This window comes from Desemzia sp. FAM 23990 (genome assembly GCF_045528485.1).
Taxonomy (GTDB): Bacteria; Bacillota; Bacilli; order Lactobacillales; family Carnobacteriaceae; genus Desemzia.
This window is the reverse complement of the sequence record NZ_JBGQQW010000004.1, coordinates 71,030-89,745: the sequence shown is the minus strand read 5'-3', so window position 1 is coordinate 89,745 and position 18,716 is coordinate 71,030. Positions and strand designations below refer to the sequence as shown.

Here is an 18,716-nt window from a genome sequence, read left to right as displayed (position 1 = left end):
GATACGCTCCTCTATTTTCCAATATTACTTACCTGAAGGCATAGTTCCGATTTCTTCCAAACGGACAGAAACAATTTTTGAAACTCCTGATTCTTGCATCGTAACTCCGTAAAGGCCGTTTGCTTCTTGCATCGTACCCTTTCGATGAGTGATCACAATAAACTGCGTGTCCTTTTCAAATTTACGCAAATAACGTCCGAAACGAACCACATTTGCTTCATCTAAAGCCGCTTCTACTTCATCTAAAATACAAAATGGAACAGGACGAACAAGTAAGATAGAAAAAAGAAGGGCAATAGCTGTCAATGAACGTTCTCCACCCGAAAGCAAACTCAATTGCTGCAGCTTTTTACCAGGAGGCTGAGCGATAATCTCGATTCCAGTAGTCAATAAGTTAGATGGATCCGTCAATTTTAATTCAGCTGTACCACCACCAAACAATTGTTGGAAAACAGCGGAGAATTGACCGCGTATCGCTTCAAACATTTCTGAGAAACGTTTAGTCACTTCCGCATCCATCTCATCCATCGTCTCAAACAAACTGTTTTTGGCATCCTCCAAGTCGGCTTTTTGCTCTGATAAGAAGGTATACCGTTCATTAACACGTTCATACTCATCTACAGCTGCTAGATTCACTGTACCCAATTCTTCGATACCTTGCTTCAACAGTTTGACTGTCCGTTTGGCATCTTCCAAAGATACGGTGATTGTAAAGTCTTTAGCAGCTTCAAACGTTAATCCATATCCTTCACTCAAAAGAGTCAGTCGGCTCTCAATAGCTACATCTAAGCGGTTCATTGCGATTTCGATAGTCGCTCTTTTTTCTAACACAGATTGACGTTGATTGTGTTTAATGGACATTTGCTGATCCAATGCCTCCATTTTTTCTTCCACTAGTTGTTTCTCTTGTTTGTGCTGTTTCAACAGCTCTTCGACCTCTAATTTATCAGTTTTCAGCTGTTTCAACGTTTCTTCGATCTCTTGTTTGGTCAGTTGATGATTGCCGTCAAATTGATTCGTTTCTTTCAGCTGATTTTCCAAGATAGTCAGTTGTTGTTCAAGTTGACTGGTATATTGACTTAAACGCTCTTGCTCTTTCGCCAACCCGTTTAAATGCTCCTGAAGAGTAGCTGATCGAGCGATCAATTGCTGATAATTTTCAGTTAATTGTGTTTTTTTCACTTCTTTTTCTTCGTTTTGAGAAGAGACCATATCCATTTGCTTCGTTAAAACGGTCATTTTTTCTTGCACAGCTGTCAATTCTGTTTGGATAGCGTTCAATCGTTCAGCTGTTTCGTCGGCTTCTTGTTTAGCAGCCGATGCTTCATATTCTTGAGCTTTCAATTCTCTCGTTAATCGGTGAATTTCCTCTTCTAGGTGATTGGACTTGCTCTTCAATTCTTGTTCTTCCAATCTTTTTTGCTCACCGATTTCACGGTATTCGTTTAATAACTGCTCTTCTTTTCTTTCAGATTGTTTAATACCGCGTATATCGATTTCTTTTTGCTGCATCAATTCATCCATCTGTTGGATTTGTCCTTTTAAAGACTGCAAATCATTTTTTCTAGATAGTAAACTGCCTTTATTGCCTTTTTTGTTCGAACCACCCGTCATTGAACCTCCAGCATTCATCACATCTCCTTCCAGAGAAACGACTCGATACTTGTAATGGAAATGTTTAGCTAATTGATTAGCAGCTTCTAAATTTTCAGCTATCAATGTCGTTCCCAGTAAGTTTTGCAAAATCGTTTTCACTTGTTCTGGGTATTGGATGATCTCGCTTCCGATGCCAATGTATCCTGCAATAGATTTAGCTTGTGTTTGAATGGATTCGGGTAAAAATCTTGGTTTGATCGATGTCAAAGGTAAGAAAGTAGCTCTTCCTGAATGTTTTTGTTTTAAAAATTGGATAGCGCGTCTCCCGCTTGTCTCGTCTTGGACTACGATATGTTGTCCAGCGGCTCCTAGAGCTATATCAATAGCTAATTCCAGTTGTTTAGGTACTTCAATCAATTCTGTAACCGCTCCAACTATTCCGCCTATCCGATCTTTTTGCTTCAACACTTCCCTAACCCCTTGATAGAAGCCAGTATAGTCATCGCTTAATTCTTTTAAACTGTCTCGTTTTGCTTTAGCTTGCTGCAACACACGCATAGCATCGTATAACTGATTTTCTTTAACTTCTCGATCTTTTTTTAAGGCTTGCAGCTGAGCTTGTTTTTCTTGGAATTGCAGTAGTTTCTCTGCAATCTCTTGTTGCACAAGTGTTAACTGTTCTTTTTTAATACGCGATTGCTCTGTCAATTGTTGAACGTCATTTTGCAGATGATGCTTAGACGACTGAGACCTCACATTCCGCAGTTCGTACTGAGAAGAATTTTTCAACAAATACGTTTGTTCATTTTTTAAAGATGTCTCTTGTTGCATCATATCAATGTACTCATCACGCAAATTATCTTCCATTTGCTTTTGATTACCAGATAATAATTCGCGTTCTTTTTTAACTTCTTTCAACTCTTTTAACAACTGCTTCTGTTCGTTTTCTTTCAACTTGATACTGGCTGTAACTCCATCTAATTGACCTAATGTTTCTTGCAATTGAAGAGCCAATTGTTCTTTGGATTGAAGGGCTTTTTCTTTGTTTTCTTGCGTGTGTTTCGTACGTTCACTTAAAACATTTTTCTTTCCTTCCAACTGCTCAATAGACTGAATAGAATGAACTAATTTTTCCTGATACAAGTCTACTTGTTGAGACAGTTGCTGCTTCTGTTCACGAAAAACGGTTAAATCAGTTTCCATTCCTTGAGTATTTTTTTTCATCTCCACTAATTGGCTGTCGAGCTGTTCCATTTTTTGCTGTTGTTCTTGCCATTCTAATTTGAACTGATTGATCTCAACCGCTGCAAGCCCAATTTCTACATCTCTTAGTTGTTCTTTTTGTTGAAGATAATCTTTTGCAATGGTACTTTGAATTTTCAACGGCTCAATTTGCGTTTCCAATTCATAGACAATATCTTGCACACGATTTAAATTATCTTTTGTTTCGATCAATTTCTGTTCCGCTTTTTTCTTTTTCGTTTTGTATTTCAACACGCCAGCTGCTTCTTCAAAGATTGCGCGTCGATCTTCTGGCTTGCTATTAAAAATGGATTCGACTTTCCCTTGAGAAATAATAGAGAATGATTCTCTTCCTAACCCCGAATCCATAAATAAATCGACGATATCTTTTAAGCGGCAGGCTTGTTTATTAATATAAAATTCACTATCTCCTGATCGATTCAAGCATCTGGTAATACTGACTTCCGAAAAATCAAGCGGCAAAAATTGATCTTGATTATCCAATACCAGTGTTACTTCTGCTCTATTAACTGGTTTACGTGAATCTGACCCGGCGAAAATGATGTCATTCATTTTCCCACCACGTAAACTTTTTGCGGACTGTTCTCCCATAACCCAACGAATGGCTTCAATAATATTGCTCTTTCCACTTCCGTTTGGTCCAACAACAGCCGTTACGCCTTCGTTAAATTCGATAGTCGTTTTAGCAGCAAAAGACTTAAAACCACTAATATCTATTTTCTTCAATTGCACGAAGACTGGCTCCTTCCTATATCCTCACACTGGATAAAATACAGTTTTTATCCATATACATATGTTTATTTTTATCATACACTTAAAAATTTGATGTCCTTCTATCATTACACAAACAACGAACGTTAGCAAAAACACCTAACTTTCGTTGTTTGTGTAATGTATAGAAAGATCCCCATTTTATTCTACGCTCTTTAAATTCTCTAAGGCGTTAGCAGCAGCTACTTGCTCTGCAGCTTTCTTGGATTTTCCTTTTCCTTGCCCAAGAATATTGCCTTCTGCATGGACTTCCACCAAAAATTCTTTTTCGTGTGCAGGTCCGACTTCTTCTACCAATAAATAGTCTATGGCAACTTCTCCATTGCGTTGTAAAAACTCTTGCAAATTGGTTTTATGATCCATCACATGTGAAAAAGCACCGGACTTGATCCGCGGAAAGATTGTTTTATCTAAGAAACTTATCACGCCTACTAGATCTTGGTCTAGATACAAAGCTCCTATAAATGACTCGAACAAATCACATAATAAAGAAGGTCTTTTTCTTCCATTCATGCGCTCTTCGCCTTTACCTAAAAGAATGTATTGGTCGAATCCACATTCTTTAGCAAACTGGCTAAGGCTGGCTTCACAAACGATAGCAGCTCTCAAACGAGTCAATTTGCCTTCTGGAAGATTTGGGTATTCTCTAAACAAGTACTTCGTTACGGTTAACTCTAGTACTGCGTCTCCCAAAAATTCAATACGTTCATTGTCCTTCAAATCCAATTCCCGGTGCTCATTCACATATGATGAATGGGTAAATGCTTCACTTAAAAAGTCAGTGTTGTTAAATTCTATTTGAAACGTTGACTTCAATTTTGCTAAGAACTCTTTATTCATTTGTGATTCCCCTTTTTCCATCATAATACTCTTACTGCCTTATTATACTGGTTTTTGCAACAAAAATAAACGTTTATTCATGAAATCCCACGTCATACGCATGAAAAGTAATTTTCTCCTAAAAATTAAGGTCTTCTTTTTAAAACGCGCTCTTAATAAGTAGGGGCGGCTCTATGAGGTGAAATTTCCTCCAGAAATATCACTGGTCTCAAATGAGTCACAGCTTAAAAAGCGTGTCTCAGTATTTTGAGAAATTCAAAAAAGCAAGTCTTCCTCTTCACTCAACAGATGAAAAATCTCGTTCATGTCGCCCACCTCCGCATTTTTCTTTTAGCAGACTAGAGATGTGAGGATTCGTAATCTTATTTTCTATTTCATTTTTTTCATGCGTATGACGTGATGAAATTCGATTTTAGCCTATACAAAAAAGAAGCAAGAGCATGACACTCTTACTTCTTTTTAGAAAAACTGGAATTATTCAGTTACTGCTTCTTCTTGAGTAACTCCAACTGCATGCCATCCAAATTCTGGATCTGCATCATAACCCCAGTCGTAGTTAGCTACGCGGTTGTTTACTGGTAAGATTTCATTACGGAACAATGTCGGGATGATTGGTGCTTCTTCAGAGAAGTACTCTTGCCAATCGTGGTATTGAGTCGTGATCCATTCGCTATCCCAAGCATTACCGTCTGCATCATCCGCTCTTCCAGAAATTTTGTCAAGAAGGGCATCATTTTCATCACTACTCCAACGAGTGTAGTTGAATGCTGAATTTCTTCCATACAAGCCTTCTGGGTTAGGATCAGTACCTGTTCCCCAAGTTCCTTGATAGATATCGATTCCTTCATCATCTGCTTCAAGACGGTCATAGAAACTGTTGAACTCAAGCAAACGCCCATCTGTTAATTGTACGTTCAAGCCAATTTGTGCCCATGATTGCATGTAATATTCAGCAATTGGTTCTGCTGTATCTCCACCAGCCATAGAAGCAAAGTTGATGACCAATTGTTCACCATTTTGATCCTCACGGAAGTTATCTCCATCTGTATCTTCAAATCCAGCATCATCTAACAATTTATTTGCCATATCTGGATCATATGTGTAACCTTCAACGTCCGCATTATGGAAATCTCCAAATGCAGGGATGATAGCCGTATTCGCATTTGAACGCAATCCGTTATAGAATTGAGTCGCTACAGCATTGTTATCGATAGCGTATCCCATAGCTTGGCGCAATTCTTTACTTGCCATTTTAGCATCAGGATTTGGCACAACTTCGCTGGCTTCAGAATCCCAAGTTCCTAATTTGAACCCAATGTAAGTGTATGCTAATTCTTCTCTACCTAATAACGTGTATCCAGGAAGATCTGCATATGTTGGGTATTCATCAGTCGGCATAGATAAAGCTAGATCGTATTCGCCATTTTCAAGAGCAGCAACGATACTTTCTGGAGGAACAACTTCAACAATAACGTTGTCTAAAATAGGTGCGCCTTTGTAGTAATGTTCGTTAGCTACAAATTCAACTGACTCTCCCGGAACGATGTTCGAAACAGCAAATGGTCCAAAGCCAATTGGATTGTTGCGGATTTCTTCTGAACCTTCCAGATCAGCAATAGCAATATTTTCTAATTGGTGCTTAGGCATTGCGCCAGCCCAAATTCCACCACCAGATTGAAGCATTCCTGGGTGAACTTCTAGGTATTCAATTGTAATACTTTTATCATCATTTACAGTAATTCCAGAGATGGTATCTGCAGCACCACTATTGTATTCTTCCATCCCTACAATATTTGTAAAAGAAGAGTCGTAACGAATTCCTGTATAATCAGGACTTCCGATTACTTCATATGAATACAGTAAGTCTTCAGCAGTAACAGGTTCCCCATCTGACCATGTTACACCTTCATTAACTGTTAGTGTCGCTGTTTTTGCTTCTTGATTAAAATCTAAACTAACAGCTCCATCATTTGTAATTTGGAAATTTTCATCTGTAGAAAAAATTTCTTCCACAGCGAATTGCATTAAATCAGCATCGTATGCATCTTCGTAAAGTTCCAAACTGAAGAGTCCTTGGAAAGGAGAACTAGTAACTAAAGCTACGTTTAAAGTTCCGCCGTCCATAACTTCGCCTTCGTTTGTTACAGCAGATTCAAACTCAACAACTCCTGCTTCTTCAGTGCCTTCAGAAGCGTCCCCGCCATCTGCGGATGATTCTGTCGTGTCATCCGTTCCACCACCACATGCAGCTAAAATTAACGCAAGTGCAGCCGAACCTGTTAATAAACCTAATTTTCTTTTGCTCATGTAACTCTCCCCTTTTCTTATCCTAATCGTTGTTTAGAGTCTGCCGCACGTTTCAATGCTTGGCCGACATAGTTTATACACAACATCAATACTAAAATCAATAACGATGCTGGCAACCAAACCCATGTTTTATTCTCCAAAATATCTGGAGAAGTAGCGTAACTGACCAAAGTTCCTAAACTTGGTGTACTGGACGGTAGCCCGAAACCAAGATAAGAAAGGCCAGTTTCAATTCCGATGTTTGCCGCAAAATTCAAGGTCAAATCAACAATAATGATTGAACTTAAGTTAGGCATAATTTCTCGGAACATAATTTTTAAAGAACTGGTCCCCATTGTTTTAGAGGCACTAACATAATCACGTCTGCCTTCAGATAAAGCTTTACTCCGAACGAGTCGTGCTTGTCCAGTCCAGTAGAACGCACTCATAATAAAAATAAATGTCCAAACATTATAGTTTGGTATGATGGTAATAAATACAATGATCAACATTGTTGTAGGCAATACCATAATAAAGTCAATGATACGCATTAAAATATTGTCTACTAATCCTCCGTAATAACCAGCGATTAAACCAACTGTAATCCCAATCACTGTTGTGATAAAAGTAACCGCGATCCCTATTAAAATAGAGTTTCTACCACCAATTAATAATTGACCGAATATATCCCGTCCACCGGAATCTGCTCCAAGCAGAAACTTATCTCCTGGTGGAGCATACTGGTCTAATAAACTGACCCACATGATCTTATCTTGATCAATAACATAAGATCCTATCATAACGCCGACAATCAAAAGTACCAAAAGAACTAAAGCAATCAAAGCACCTTTGTCTTTAGCAAATTCTCTAACAATAACTTTAACTCCCATAGGCGGGACACTGGTTTTCATATCTTGAGTTTGTGCTTCTGTATTTGTATTAGCAGCCATTTATTTCATTCCTTTCATCTGATTTCCCGCTGTTAGTCAATGCGAATACGAGGATCTACAATTGTCATGATAATGTCCGACAAGAGCGTACCTACTAAAGTAGCTACCCCAAACAGCAGAGTCAACGCCACAATGACACTGTAATCACGAGAAGTTAAGGAACTAATAAACAATTGCCCCATTCCTGGAAAAGCAAAGATTTTTTCAATAAATATTGATCCGCCGATTAAACCGGTGATTTGATACCCCATTGTCGATGCAATCGGCAATGCAGAGTTTCTAAAGATGTGACGACTATAAACCACTTTTTCAGGAACCCCTTTTGAGCGGGCAGTTTTAACGTAGTCTTGTGTTTTAGCATCTACTACTTCACTTCTTAAGTATTGAATGATCGTTGTTGTCCCAAGTAAAGCATAGGTGATAGCTGGCAATATCAAGTGGAAGCCTTTATTTAAATAATAGTCCATTGAACCAGCAGCTAGAGTAACATCAACCGATCCACTAGTTGGGAACCAATTCAGCGTATAGCCAAACAGCCACAACATTAGCAATGCCAGAACAAAAGTTGGAATAGCGTAACTCACATAATTATAGACTACCACTATCTTATCCAACCAAGAGTTGTTGTACCGACCAGCCAGCATTCCTAGTGGAATAGCGATCAAGTACGTCAAAATAAAGGATAATAAAGATAACAGAACGGTATTCCCTGCACGCTGTCCTATGATAGAGGAAACAGGAATCTTATACGTATAGCTTTGTCCAAAGTCCCCTTGAACAGCATTTCCCAACCAACGAACATATTGAACTGGAATAGGATCATTCAATCCAGCTTGTTCACGTAAGTTTTCAATAACAGCAGGATCTGTTTGCGGAGTAATTAATCCAGTAAATGGGTCCCCCGGCATCGCTTGAGCTAAAGCAAAAACTATAATGCTCAGAACAAAAACTTGAGGAATCATGACGAGAACACGTCTTAATATTGTTTTCCACATTAGAAATCTCCTCCTTTATCGTCTGGTTTCAACGCGACAAGATGAGTGTCTGTCAGAGATTTCAAATCATATACACGATTGTTTTCGTCATAATAGTGACTTTCAGATTCAGTGTATTCTTTCTCCACTGCTTTTCGAATGGCTTTATGCTCTTCACGACCTCTGGGATTGATATCCGGAATCGCAGATAGTAAACGTTTCGTGTAAATGTGTTGAGGATTGTTGAAGATTTCATTTTTACTTCCTACTTCAACAAATCTTCCTCTGTGCATAATAGCAATGTCATCAGACATGTGTTTTACAACACCCAAGTCATGTGAAATAAATAAGTAACTTAATTGATATTGATCTTGGATGTTGCGCATAAAGTTCAATACTTGAGCTTGAACAGACAAGTCCAACGCTGACGTAGGTTCATCTGCAATGATCAATTTAGGCTGACAAGCAACTGCTCGCGCAACACCGATACGTTGGCGTTGACCACCTGAAAATTCATGCGGGTATTTATACAGCGCATCTTCCGGCATACCGACAATATCTAACAACTCAAGGATTCGTTTTTTCTCTTCTCCTGGAGTCAATTTAGTAAAGTTGCGGATAGGTTCTGCAATCACATCAATAATACGTTTCTTTGGATTAGAAGAAGAAGCAGAATCTTGGAAGATCATTTGAACTTCACGGTTGTATTCTTCATACTTTCCAGATCGCTTTCTAGCTTTATTGGTGACATCTTCTCCATCATAAAATACTTGACCAGAAGTAATCTTTTCTAATCCAATAATGGATTTTCCAATAGTCGTTTTTCCAGAACCGGATTCTCCGACAAGGCCATATGTTTTCCCAGTTTCTATTTCAAAAGAAACACCGTCCACTGCACGTACGTGATCTTGGATCGTATTAAAAAAACCGCCGCGTATTGGATAATGTACTTTTAAATCTTTAATTTCAATAAACCCCATGCTACTCATCCTCCCCTTCAAAATGGAAATGTTTGTAGCAAGTACATCTGACAAAATGATTTGGTGCTACTTCATGCAAGGTAGGATTTTCTTCATGTTCTTCATCTGCGATCCACGGAATACGCGGAGCAAATCGACATCCTGTACGTTTCATTTTAGAAAGTGAAGGTACCGTTCCTTGAATTACATGCAATTCTTTGTTCTCATCTTCTAATTCATCGCTGTTTTGCGGCATTGAATTTAGTAAAGAACGCGTATAAGGATGCATTGGATTTTCAAACAGTTCCAGTGCAGTAGCTTCTTCAACGATTTCCCCTGCATACATTACAGCCACACGGTCAGCCATTTCAGCCACAACACCTAAGTCATGAGTGATCAGGATGATTCCAGTTCCGGTTTCTTCTTGCAAGTCTTTTAATAAATCTAAGATTTGTGCTTGGATGGTCACATCCAAAGCTGTAGTTGGCTCATCAGCGATAATGATCGGCGGTTTACATGATAACGCAATCGCGATCACTACCCGTTGTCTCATTCCACCCGATAATTCGTGAGGGTATTGTTTCATCACGCGTGGCGGATTTGGGATACCAACTTGATTCAGCAATTCTAAAACACGATTTGTTCGGGCTTCACTATCTAATTTAGTATGATAGATCAACGCCTCAGCAATTTGATCATGGATGGTCATCAAAGGATTTAGTGACCCCAGGGGATCTTGGAAAATCATCCCGATATCATTTCCGCGGATGCGATTATACAATTGTTCATTTAAATTTAATAAATTCAAATCTTTGTATAGCGCTTCCCCTTTGATCTGAGTATTTAGTGGATCGTGAAGTCCAACAATGGAGGTAGCTAACGTACTTTTCCCACTACCCGATTCTCCAACGATCGCTAAGATCTCATTATTTTCTAATGTTAATGAAACATCATCAACGGCATTGTAATATTGATCATTAATTCTAAACGCGGTTTCTAAATGATTGATTTCTAATAAAGAACGTTCTACGGCCAAAATTATACCTCCTAAAAACATTACATCCCATCAAATATGAGAAAAGTATTAAACTTGCATAATAACTAATTTAATAACATAATTGAATTATACACAGCGAAAACTTACATTGCAATAGTTTTTTAATCATTTTATCATAAAAATGTCTTTAAAATATAAAATATGAGCATTTCATTTGCAAATTCAAGCTTCTTATAATTCAAGCTTCCTATAATTCAAGCTTCTAATTTACCAAAAGCTGATATTATACAAAATGAACCAGAAATTTTTTTCTGGTTCATCGTCTGTTCATTTATAATTATTTACGGTTATTTGCGATATAAGTAACAGCATTTCCAACTGTGGTTATTTGTTCAGCATCTTCATCTGATATTTCAGTTCCGAAAACATCTTCCATCTCCATCACTAATTCCACAATATCCAATGAATCAGCTCCCAAATCATCTTTGAACGTCATTTCTGCCGTTACGCGGTCTTCATCAATACCAAATCGTTCTACAATAATTTTCTTTACCATTTCAAAGGTTTCTTCGTTAGACAATCAATACACCTCCAACCCTCATTTACAGTCTATGACTATAGTATTCTAACTTTATCCTTTACTATTTTAACTTTATTCCTAAAACATGTCTATCTTTTTTTAGAAAACGTTCTTTTTGTCTTTAGGGATTTTATTCCTCTATGCTTTTTTCAGCTTCATTTTTTGCTTCAAAAGTAGTCACTAAATCTTCCATAACGTTTGAAGACAACATTTCACGAATCTGCTTGATGGTATAATATACAGCTTCCTTTTCTGTAGAGCCATGTGTTTTTACAACGGGAGCTTTCAATCCAAACAGAACTCCACCCCCATGTTTGGAATAATCCAAGACATCTTTCAGATTGGCTAAGCTATCTTTTAACAGCATTCCGCCTAATTTAGCTTTGGTTCCATTTTCCATGATGGATTTTTTAATTAATTTCATCATGCTCAGTGCTGTTCCTTCCACAGTTTTCAACACAGCATTCCCCGTAAAGCCGTCTACCACCACTACATCAGCTACACCGTTCAACAAATCGCGTGCTTCAACATTTCCAATAAAGTGAATGTCTTTGTTTTCTTTTAATAATGCATAGGCCTGTTTACTCAGTTCATTCCCTTTATTTTCTTCTGTCCCATTGTTTAACAAACCGACTCTTGGTTTGTCGATTCCACGTACAAAATGAGCATAATAGCTTCCAAGTGTTGCAAACTGATTCAAATTTTCCGGCTTGCTGTCCGCATTTGCTCCAACATCCATCATATTGAACGCATCAATCCCGCCGCCAAGAGCAGGCAATGTAACCATCAATCCTGGACGATCGATCCCTTTTATTCTCCCTACTACTAATAAACCCGAAGCTAGTAGAGCTCCGGTATTACCAGCTGAGAATAAAGCATCTGCCCGGCCTTCTTTAACAGCTTTGGCAGCCAATACCATCGAAGCCTCTTTTTTTCTACGTACTGAACGTACGGGGTCATCTTCACTATTGATTTTTTCATCCGTGTGAATAATAGTAATGTTTGTTTCATTAATCAGATATTCACGTATCGCACTTTCTTTTCCATACAACTGAAACTCGATATCCTTAAATTCTTGAGCAGCCAGCACTACCCCTTCCACGATTGCTCTTGGCGCATTATCGCCGCCCATTGCATCTACTGCAATTCTCATGTTACTTTTCCTCCTCTTAGGCTGATTCCACTTCATCAGCTTCTATTTAACATTCTTAGTTAATAAAAAGTGTCAGAATCCACCGATTCCATCTCTATTGCTTTTCTTAATGCTGCAAAATCCGGATGAGTATAAAAATCAGAGCGTTGGACCAACTCTGCTGCATCTAAACGTGCCGTTTCCAAGGCTGCAAAATCGTTCACAATATCTCCTATTTTAAAGTCTGGTATTCCTGATTGTTTATTTCCAAACACATCACCTGGACCTCTTAATTCTAAATCTTTTTCACTCAAGATAAAACCATTATTTGTTTCGGTCATTATTTTCATGCGTTCTATTCCAGCATCACCTTTAGGGTCAGAAACAAGAATACAATAAGATGCTTTGTCTCCTCTTCCTACTCGACCTCTAAGCTGGTGCAGTTGAGCCAAACCAAAACGGTCAGCATCATAAATCACCATAGTAGTAGCATTAGGTACATCTACTCCTACCTCAATAACCGTTGTAGAAACTAAGACTTGCACTTCATTTTGTTGAAACAAATGCATGACAGCTTCTTTTTCAGCCGGCTTCATTTGACCATGCAATAATCCCACTTTGTATTTACCCTCGTAAAACTGTGACAGTTTGCGGTAAACTTCTGTAGCATTTTTCACGTCTAAACTTTCAGATTCTTCAATTAACGGACAAATCACATAAGCTTGCGAACCAATATTCAATTGTCTTTCAATGAACTCCAATGTATGTTCAAATTGTTTTGGTTTTACCCAAGTAGTCTGAATCGGCTTTCGTCCAGCGGGCATTTCGTCAATGATAGAAACATCCATTTCTCCAAAGGCCGTGATGGCTAGTGTTCTTGGAATAGGGGTTGCCGTCATAAACAGCACATCTGGTTCGATTCCTTTACTACGCAATTTTTTTCTTTGATTGACTCCAAAGCGGTGTTGTTCATCGGTAATCACTATTCCCAGACGGGCGAATTCAACATTATCTTGAATCAGCGCGTGCGTACCAACAATCACATCTATTTCACCCGTACGCAATTGCTCTTCAATAATCCGTTTTTCTTTTGCTGTTGTCGAACCCGTCAAAAGCGCTGTTTTGATTTCCAATGGATCAAATAAGCTGTTCAAGCTTTTCATATGTTGTTCAGCCAGAATCGTCGTCGGTACCATTAAAGCCGATTGAAATCCGGCAGTAGCAGCCGCATAGATAGCAATGACCGCTACTAAAGTCTTTCCGCTTCCTACATCTCCTTGTAATAAACGATGCATATGAACGGGCTGTTTTAAGTCTTTACAGATTTCATTAACGACTCTTTTTTGAGCATTGGTCAATTCAAACGGAAGGGTAGCAATAAACTGTTTCAACCGATGGATATCGTAATCGATCGCTGTACCATAACCCGTTTTTTTCTGTTTTTTTCTTAGGAGCTGCATTTTTGTTTGGTAAACCAAAAATTCGTCAAAGACCACTTCTCGACGTGCTTGCTTTGTTTGTTCGGGCGAAACAGGAAAATGCATCGCATAAATGGCTTCTTTATGTGAGATCAACCGATATTTTTGCCGCAATTCTTGAGGAATATTTTCAGGGATCACATCTTTATATTCTTCGTAGGCTTGCTTTACTAGATTCATAAGGGTTTTCTGCCGGATCTTTTTATTGACATGATAAACGGATTCGAAATCCGAATCTTCTTGAGCAGAGGACTGTCCGACTATTTTGATTCCAGATAAACTTTTTCGTTTGTCATCCCATTTCCCATAAACGGTTATTTCGTTTCCAGCGACTATTTGATTTGCCAAATAGGGCTGATTAAAAAAAGTCACTACAACAACTGCATGGTCGATTTTCATGCGAAAAGACAACCGACTTTTTTTGTAACCAAAGCGAGAAACAACTGCATCCGCAAGAACTTCTCCTCTTAGACTTGTCTTTTCTTGATCGACCAGCTCAAAGAGATCCTTTACTTGAATATCTTCATATCGAAACGGAAAATGATTGAGCAAATCAGCAATAGTATGGATTCCTAAATCTTGTAAGGCTTCTACTCTTTTCTCCCCCACATGTTGAAGTACCGAGACAGAGTCATAGATTGTTTTTTCCATCATATCTGACAATCTAAGGATGAAAAAATCACTTTTCTTCAGATTGTCTCAAGCCTCCTTTCATTAGGTAATATCTATAAAAGGAGCCGGGATAGAATCCAAGCTCCTTTTATACTACACATCATACTGTTTAGTTGAGTTGAGTTTTAAAAACCAACAGTAGCAATCAGAGGATGAATAATACTTGTGTAGTTTTAGGTGTTTTTCATCCTCTTTCTCTATGTAGTGCTTTATCATGCTTCCTGACTGAATTAAATCAATCAAAAGTAGACAGAAATAAAATAGAAAATCGATTTATTTTTGTCTACTCTTGATTTTATTCTACAGAAAGAAGGTAAGGATAAACAGGCTGTTTACCTTCATGAATTTCAACTTCTATATCTGAGAATTGAGCTTCAATTTCTGACGCAATTTCTTCAGCTTCTTTTTGCGGCACACCTTCACCTAAAAGAATCGTTACAATTTCGCTATCTTCGGTAAGCATTTGTTGTAACGTTTCAATAGCAGCCTCTTTACGCTTTTCTTTAGACAAAACAATATCTCCGTCTACAAGTCCCATAAAGTCATCTTTTTTGATCTTAACACCGTTGATTTCAGTGTCACGTACAGCGTTAGTAACTTGTCCACTGATGACATTTTCCAACTCACTGCTCATTTCTGCTTTGTTAGTCTCTAAATCATTTTGCTCATTAAAGGCCAACATAGAAGTCATTCCTTGAGAAATCGTACGACTTGGAATCACAGCTACAGGAATCTCACTCTCTTGAGCAGCTTGTTCTGCAGCCATAAAGATATTTTTATTGTTTGGCAACACCAAAACTTGTTCTGCATTTACTGCATCAATCGCTTTTAAAATATCCTCTGTACTAGGGTTCATTGTTTGTCCGCCATTGATGATGTAATTAGCCCCTAAACTTTTGAATAGGTCTTGGATACCTTCACCAGCTGCTACAGCAATAATACCGTAAGGAACTTTTTTAGTCGGTTTAGCAGGCTGATCATTGTCCATCAATGCGTCATGTTGTTCACGCATATTGTCTACTTTGATTTTGACCAGTGAACCAAATTTTTGACCATAATTCATCACTTCACCTGGTTTTTCAGTATGCACATGAACTTTAATAATCTCATCATCATTGACAACTAGTAAAGAATCACCGATTTCGCTCAAATGATTGCGGAAAGTATCGTAATCAAATTCACTATCGACAGTTTCTCCTTTTCCAATATGAACCATGATCTCAGTACAGTAACCATATTGAATATCTTCCGTTGCGATATGATTGTGAACTCCCCTGTGGTGTTCAGCATTGATCATATCTGTCATTTCACTTTCAGTAGGTTGATATACTTCTTCTTCAACGACTTTACCAGATAATGCTTCTAAAAAGCCTTCAAAAACATAAACTAGTCCTTGTCCGCCACTATCCACAACGCCTACTTCTTTTAAGACAGGTAGTAAATCCGGTGTTTTAGCCAAAGATTTTTTAGCAGAAGACAAGACAGTTTCCATGACCTCGATCGTATCGGTAGTTTGCTCAGCTTTTTTCTCACCAGCTTTTGCAGACTCACGGGCCACTGTTAAGATTGTTCCTTCAACAGGTTTCATTACAGCTTTATACGCAATTTCAACTCCTCTTGTAAAGGCACTCGCTAAATCAGTTGCATTGATCGTTTCTTTCCCATCTAAAGCTTTACCAAATCCTCTAAATAGTTGAGACAAAATAACTCCAGAGTTTCCTCTGGCTCCCATTAAAAGTCCTTTAGCTAATGCTCCAGCCAATTCTCCGACATGATCCGAATGATTTGACGTTACCGCTTTTGCTCCGCTTGTCATGGATAAGTTCATGTTTGTTCCAGTATCGCCATCCGGCACTGGGAATACGTTTAAAGAATTCACGTATTCTGCATTTTTTTCTAATCGTTTTGCTCCACTAGCTACCATTAAACGGAACTGTTTCGCTTCAATATTTTCAACTTTCACCGTTAATTTCCTCCTTATGTCACTACGTCAAGAAACGGTGACATTAACCTTCTATTTCTAGTCTTGTATTACACGTACACCTTGAACAAAAATATTTACTGCATTCGCAGAAATACCTAACATAGATTCCAAGTTGTATTTTACTTTTTCTTGTACATTACGACAAACTTCTGAAATTCTTGTCCCATAGCTGACAATAATATACACATCTACAGCTACGCCATTATCTTCTTGGCGAACAATCACACCTTTAGAATAATTTTCTTTTTTCAAAATCTCGTTTAAATTATCACGGATTTGATTTTTACTAGCCATTCCAACGATCCCGAAAATTTCGGTTGCTGCTCCGCCTACTACTGTAGCAATCACTTCATTTGAAATATCCACTAGTCCATATTGTGTTTTGATTTTAACTGCCATGTTTAAAATCCTCCTCTTGACTTAAAAAGTCATAAATAACTACCTTACATTGTAGCATAGCATATTGAAGAATAAAAGATAAAAGCGAAAACCAGCTTATCTATAGACCTATTCTCTCATTTTTCTCCCTATTTTGCTAATCGTAAATTAATTGTGTCAAGTAAAAATACTTGAAAGAATTATCTTGCAAATAAGATAAAGATATGCTAAATTGTTTAGGTATGAAGATTGAAGCTTTGCTTCAGTTATTGGCAAAGGAGGAAAGTAAAATGGCAAAAGTATGTTATGTAACAGGACGTAAAGCAAGAAGCGGTAACAACCGTTCTCACGCAGTAAACAAAACAAAAAGAAGTTTCGGCGCTAACTTGCAAAAAGTTCGTATTTTAGTTGACGGAAAACCTAAACGTGTATGGGTTTCTGCTCGTGCTCTTAAATCTGGAAAAGTTGAACGTGTATAATTTTTCTACTTATAAAGAAGATAAAAAAAGCCTAGGCATTCAAGCTTAGGCTTTTTTATTTTGTTTATACCTATCAATCTTTGCTTTGAATTACGGCAATCAACCCTTCTGTAAATGAAAAAGAAGCAGTCTGTTCTTTAAATTCATTACTAGCCAACGAAATTGGATAAGCATAATCTTTTTCTTCCAAGGTGTACTTGACCTCTCTTAAAGACAACTTCTTAACCGGTGTCATGCAAACAAAAGCGATGTATTTTTTATCGTTTTCTTTCGTAACCGTATATTCACCAGGAAGATAAAACGAAACTGTATTCAATTTATCGTACAAATAAATTTTTGATGCTTGGTGCTGGAATCTTGGCTGGAAGATAAAAAACAGGTTACTCATTAAATGGTCTAAACGTCCAGCTGTGGCCCCATAAACGGATATTTTATCGGCTGAGTATTCTTCTAATGCTAATTGGATAGCCAATTCTGTATCTGTATCGTCTTTTTCAGAAGGAAATGAACGGACATCCGTTACTTTTGTGGTTAAAAACTTCATTTCTTCTTTCGTAATTGAATCAAAATCACCTATTGCGATGGCGGGAACAATCTTCTGTTTTAACAGCCGAATAGCCCCATGGTCCACACCAATCCACATCACAGCTTCTTTTTCAGCAGCGTAAACATCCGTCGGAAGAGCTGTTTCCGGACCTCCGACCATAATTTTTATGTGTGTCATTTTTGAACCGCTTCTCTCAATTGTTTCATGCGTTCTAAGGGTTTATCAGCTGAATAAATATAAGAACCAGCTACAAAAACAGTCGCTCCTGCTTCATGACACCATTTGACTGTTTCATCATTGATTCCCCCGTCCACTTCAATTTCATAGGAATAGTCGTTGGTATCTTTCAGTGCTTTCAACTGACGAATTTTTTCAAGGGACGGTTCAATAAAACTTTGTCCGCCAAATCCTGGATTTACGGTCATGACTAAAATCAAATCTACATCGCTTAATAACGGTTCGATTACAGAAACCGGCGTGCCTGGATTGATCACTACTCCGGATTTGACTCCTGCATCATTGATCAATTGGATCGTCCGATGGATATGAGGCGTACTTTCGACATGCACGCTGATGATGTCTGCCCCTGCTTTAGCAAAATCGGCAATGTAATTTTCTGGATTTTCAATCATTAAATGGCAGTCCAAAGTTAACTTTGTCGTCGAACGAATCGCACTGACAGCATTCGGCCCAAATGTAATATTTGGCACAAAATGCCCATCCATCACGTCGATATGGATGTAATCGGCACCTCCAGTTTCAACCAGTTTAATATCTCTTTCTAAGTTGGCAAAATCTGCACTCAAGATCGATGGAGCTAATTTCATTTG

The 18,716-nt window shown here is 38.1% G+C and carries 15 protein-coding genes; 1 reads left to right on the top strand and 14 read right to left on the bottom strand.

Translation table 11 applies throughout. The annotated features are described in order from the left end of the window. Positions 1–24: 24 nt before the first annotated feature. The 12 genes from smc to ACEN4I_RS02480 all read right to left on the bottom strand — a co-directional run bounded on the left by smc (position 25) and on the right by ACEN4I_RS02480 (position 16,881). A complete protein-coding gene (gene smc, locus ACEN4I_RS02535) occupies positions 25–3,591 on the bottom strand; it encodes a chromosome segregation protein SMC (RefSeq protein ID WP_407101746.1) in 3,567 nt (1,188 codons plus the stop codon). A gap of 180 nt (positions 3,592–3,771) precedes the next feature. Next, on the bottom strand, positions 3,772–4,470 hold the full coding sequence (rnc, locus tag ACEN4I_RS02530) for a ribonuclease III (protein ID WP_407095353.1): 699 nt from the start codon (positions 4,468–4,470) through the stop codon (positions 3,772–3,774). Between the two features lie 474 nt (positions 4,471–4,944). Then, on the bottom strand, positions 4,945–6,777 hold the full coding sequence (locus tag ACEN4I_RS02525; RefSeq protein ID WP_407127505.1) for an oligopeptide ABC transporter substrate-binding protein: 1,833 nt from the start codon (positions 6,775–6,777) through the stop codon (positions 4,945–4,947). A gap of 17 nt (positions 6,778–6,794) precedes the next feature. Further along, complete coding sequence (locus ACEN4I_RS02520) at positions 6,795–7,706, bottom strand: ABC transporter permease (RefSeq protein ID WP_407095356.1); 912 nt, start codon at positions 7,704–7,706, stop codon at positions 6,795–6,797. Positions 7,707–7,738: 32 nt separating this feature from the next. Then, positions 7,739–8,701, bottom strand: a complete 963-nt coding sequence (gene opp4B, locus ACEN4I_RS02515; protein WP_407095357.1) for an oligopeptide ABC transporter permease — start codon at positions 8,699–8,701, stop codon at positions 7,739–7,741. Then, positions 8,701–9,660: an ATP-binding cassette domain-containing protein gene (locus ACEN4I_RS02510; RefSeq protein ID WP_407095359.1), complete on the bottom strand. Its 960-nt coding sequence runs from the start codon at positions 9,658–9,660 to the stop codon at positions 8,701–8,703. The genes opp4B and ACEN4I_RS02510 overlap by 1 nt, the downstream gene beginning before the upstream one ends. 1 nt (position 9,661) lies before the next feature. After that, positions 9,662–10,696, bottom strand: coding sequence for an ABC transporter ATP-binding protein (locus ACEN4I_RS02505; RefSeq protein WP_407095361.1), 1,035 nt, complete (start codon positions 10,694–10,696; stop codon positions 9,662–9,664). Positions 10,697–10,973: 277 nt separating this feature from the next. Beyond that, positions 10,974–11,216 (bottom strand): acyl carrier protein, encoded by a 243-nt coding sequence (gene acpP / locus ACEN4I_RS02500; RefSeq protein ID WP_407095362.1) that lies wholly within the window; start codon positions 11,214–11,216, stop codon positions 10,974–10,976. Positions 11,217–11,346: 130 nt separating this feature from the next. Then, a complete protein-coding gene (gene plsX / locus ACEN4I_RS02495; protein ID WP_407101744.1) occupies positions 11,347–12,369 on the bottom strand; it encodes a phosphate acyltransferase PlsX in 1,023 nt (340 codons plus the stop codon). Positions 12,370–12,428: 59 nt separating this feature from the next. Beyond that, positions 12,429–14,477 carry an ATP-dependent DNA helicase RecG gene (gene recG / locus ACEN4I_RS02490; protein ID WP_407101742.1) on the bottom strand — a complete coding sequence of 683 codons (2,049 nt, stop codon included), beginning with the start codon at positions 14,475–14,477 and terminating at the stop codon, positions 12,429–12,431. 316 nt (positions 14,478–14,793) lie between these two features. Continuing rightward, the gene (locus ACEN4I_RS02485; RefSeq protein ID WP_407101740.1) at positions 14,794–16,461 is read right to left on the bottom strand and encodes a DAK2 domain-containing protein; all 1,668 of its coding nucleotides are present in this window, start codon (positions 16,459–16,461) and stop codon (positions 14,794–14,796) included. A 57-nt stretch (positions 16,462–16,518) separates the two neighbouring features. Then, the gene (locus ACEN4I_RS02480; RefSeq protein WP_204210742.1) at positions 16,519–16,881 is read right to left on the bottom strand and encodes an Asp23/Gls24 family envelope stress response protein; all 363 of its coding nucleotides are present in this window, start codon (positions 16,879–16,881) and stop codon (positions 16,519–16,521) included. A 269-nt stretch (positions 16,882–17,150) separates the two neighbouring features. Between ACEN4I_RS02480 and rpmB the strand changes: the two genes are divergently transcribed. Further along, on the top strand, positions 17,151–17,339 hold the full coding sequence (gene rpmB, locus ACEN4I_RS02475) for a 50S ribosomal protein L28 (RefSeq protein WP_204210741.1): 189 nt from the start codon (positions 17,151–17,153) through the stop codon (positions 17,337–17,339). 73 nt (positions 17,340–17,412) lie between these two features. On the opposite strand, the gene ACEN4I_RS02470 is transcribed toward rpmB, so the two are convergent. Continuing rightward, on the bottom strand, positions 17,413–18,063 hold the full coding sequence (locus ACEN4I_RS02470; protein WP_407101738.1) for a thiamine diphosphokinase: 651 nt from the start codon (positions 18,061–18,063) through the stop codon (positions 17,413–17,415). Further along, positions 18,060–18,713 carry a ribulose-phosphate 3-epimerase gene (rpe, locus tag ACEN4I_RS02465; protein ID WP_407101736.1) on the bottom strand — a complete coding sequence of 218 codons (654 nt, stop codon included), beginning with the start codon at positions 18,711–18,713 and terminating at the stop codon, positions 18,060–18,062. Before rpe ends, ACEN4I_RS02470 begins: the two co-directional genes overlap by 4 nt. Positions 18,714–18,716: the final 3 nt, after the last annotated feature.

Excerpts from the sequence above, each read along its gene's own strand:
- ACEN4I_RS02480 (WP_204210742.1), bottom strand. The coding sequence starts at position 16,881 with ATGGCAGTTAAAATCAAAACACAATATGGACTAGTGGATATTTCAAAT.
- rpmB (WP_204210741.1), top strand. The coding sequence starts at position 17,151 with ATGGCAAAAGTATGTTATGTAACAGGACGTAAAGCAAGAAGCGGTAAC.
- recG (WP_407101742.1), bottom strand. The coding sequence starts at position 14,477 with ATGGAAAAAACAATCTATGACTCTGTCTCGGTACTTCAACATGTGGGG.
- opp4B (WP_407095357.1), bottom strand. The coding sequence starts at position 8,701 with ATGTGGAAAACAATATTAAGACGTGTTCTCGTCATGATTCCTCAAGTT.
- ACEN4I_RS02470 (WP_407101738.1), bottom strand. The coding sequence starts at position 18,063 with ATGACACACATAAAAATTATGGTCGGAGGTCCGGAAACAGCTCTTCCG.
- rnc (WP_407095353.1), bottom strand. The coding sequence starts at position 4,470 with ATGAATAAAGAGTTCTTAGCAAAATTGAAGTCAACGTTTCAAATAGAA.
- ACEN4I_RS02525 (WP_407127505.1), bottom strand. The coding sequence starts at position 6,777 with ATGAGCAAAAGAAAATTAGGTTTATTAACAGGTTCGGCTGCACTTGCG.
- plsX (WP_407101744.1), bottom strand. The coding sequence starts at position 12,369 with ATGAGAATTGCAGTAGATGCAATGGGCGGCGATAATGCGCCAAGAGCA.
- ACEN4I_RS02505 (WP_407095361.1), bottom strand. The coding sequence starts at position 10,696 with ATGTTTTTAGGAGGTATAATTTTGGCCGTAGAACGTTCTTTATTAGAA.
- rpe (WP_407101736.1), bottom strand. The coding sequence starts at position 18,713 with ATGAAATTAGCTCCATCGATCTTGAGTGCAGATTTTGCCAACTTAGAA.
- ACEN4I_RS02510 (WP_407095359.1), bottom strand. The coding sequence starts at position 9,660 with ATGGGGTTTATTGAAATTAAAGATTTAAAAGTACATTATCCAATACGC.
- ACEN4I_RS02520 (WP_407095356.1), bottom strand. The coding sequence starts at position 7,706 with ATGGCTGCTAATACAAATACAGAAGCACAAACTCAAGATATGAAAACC.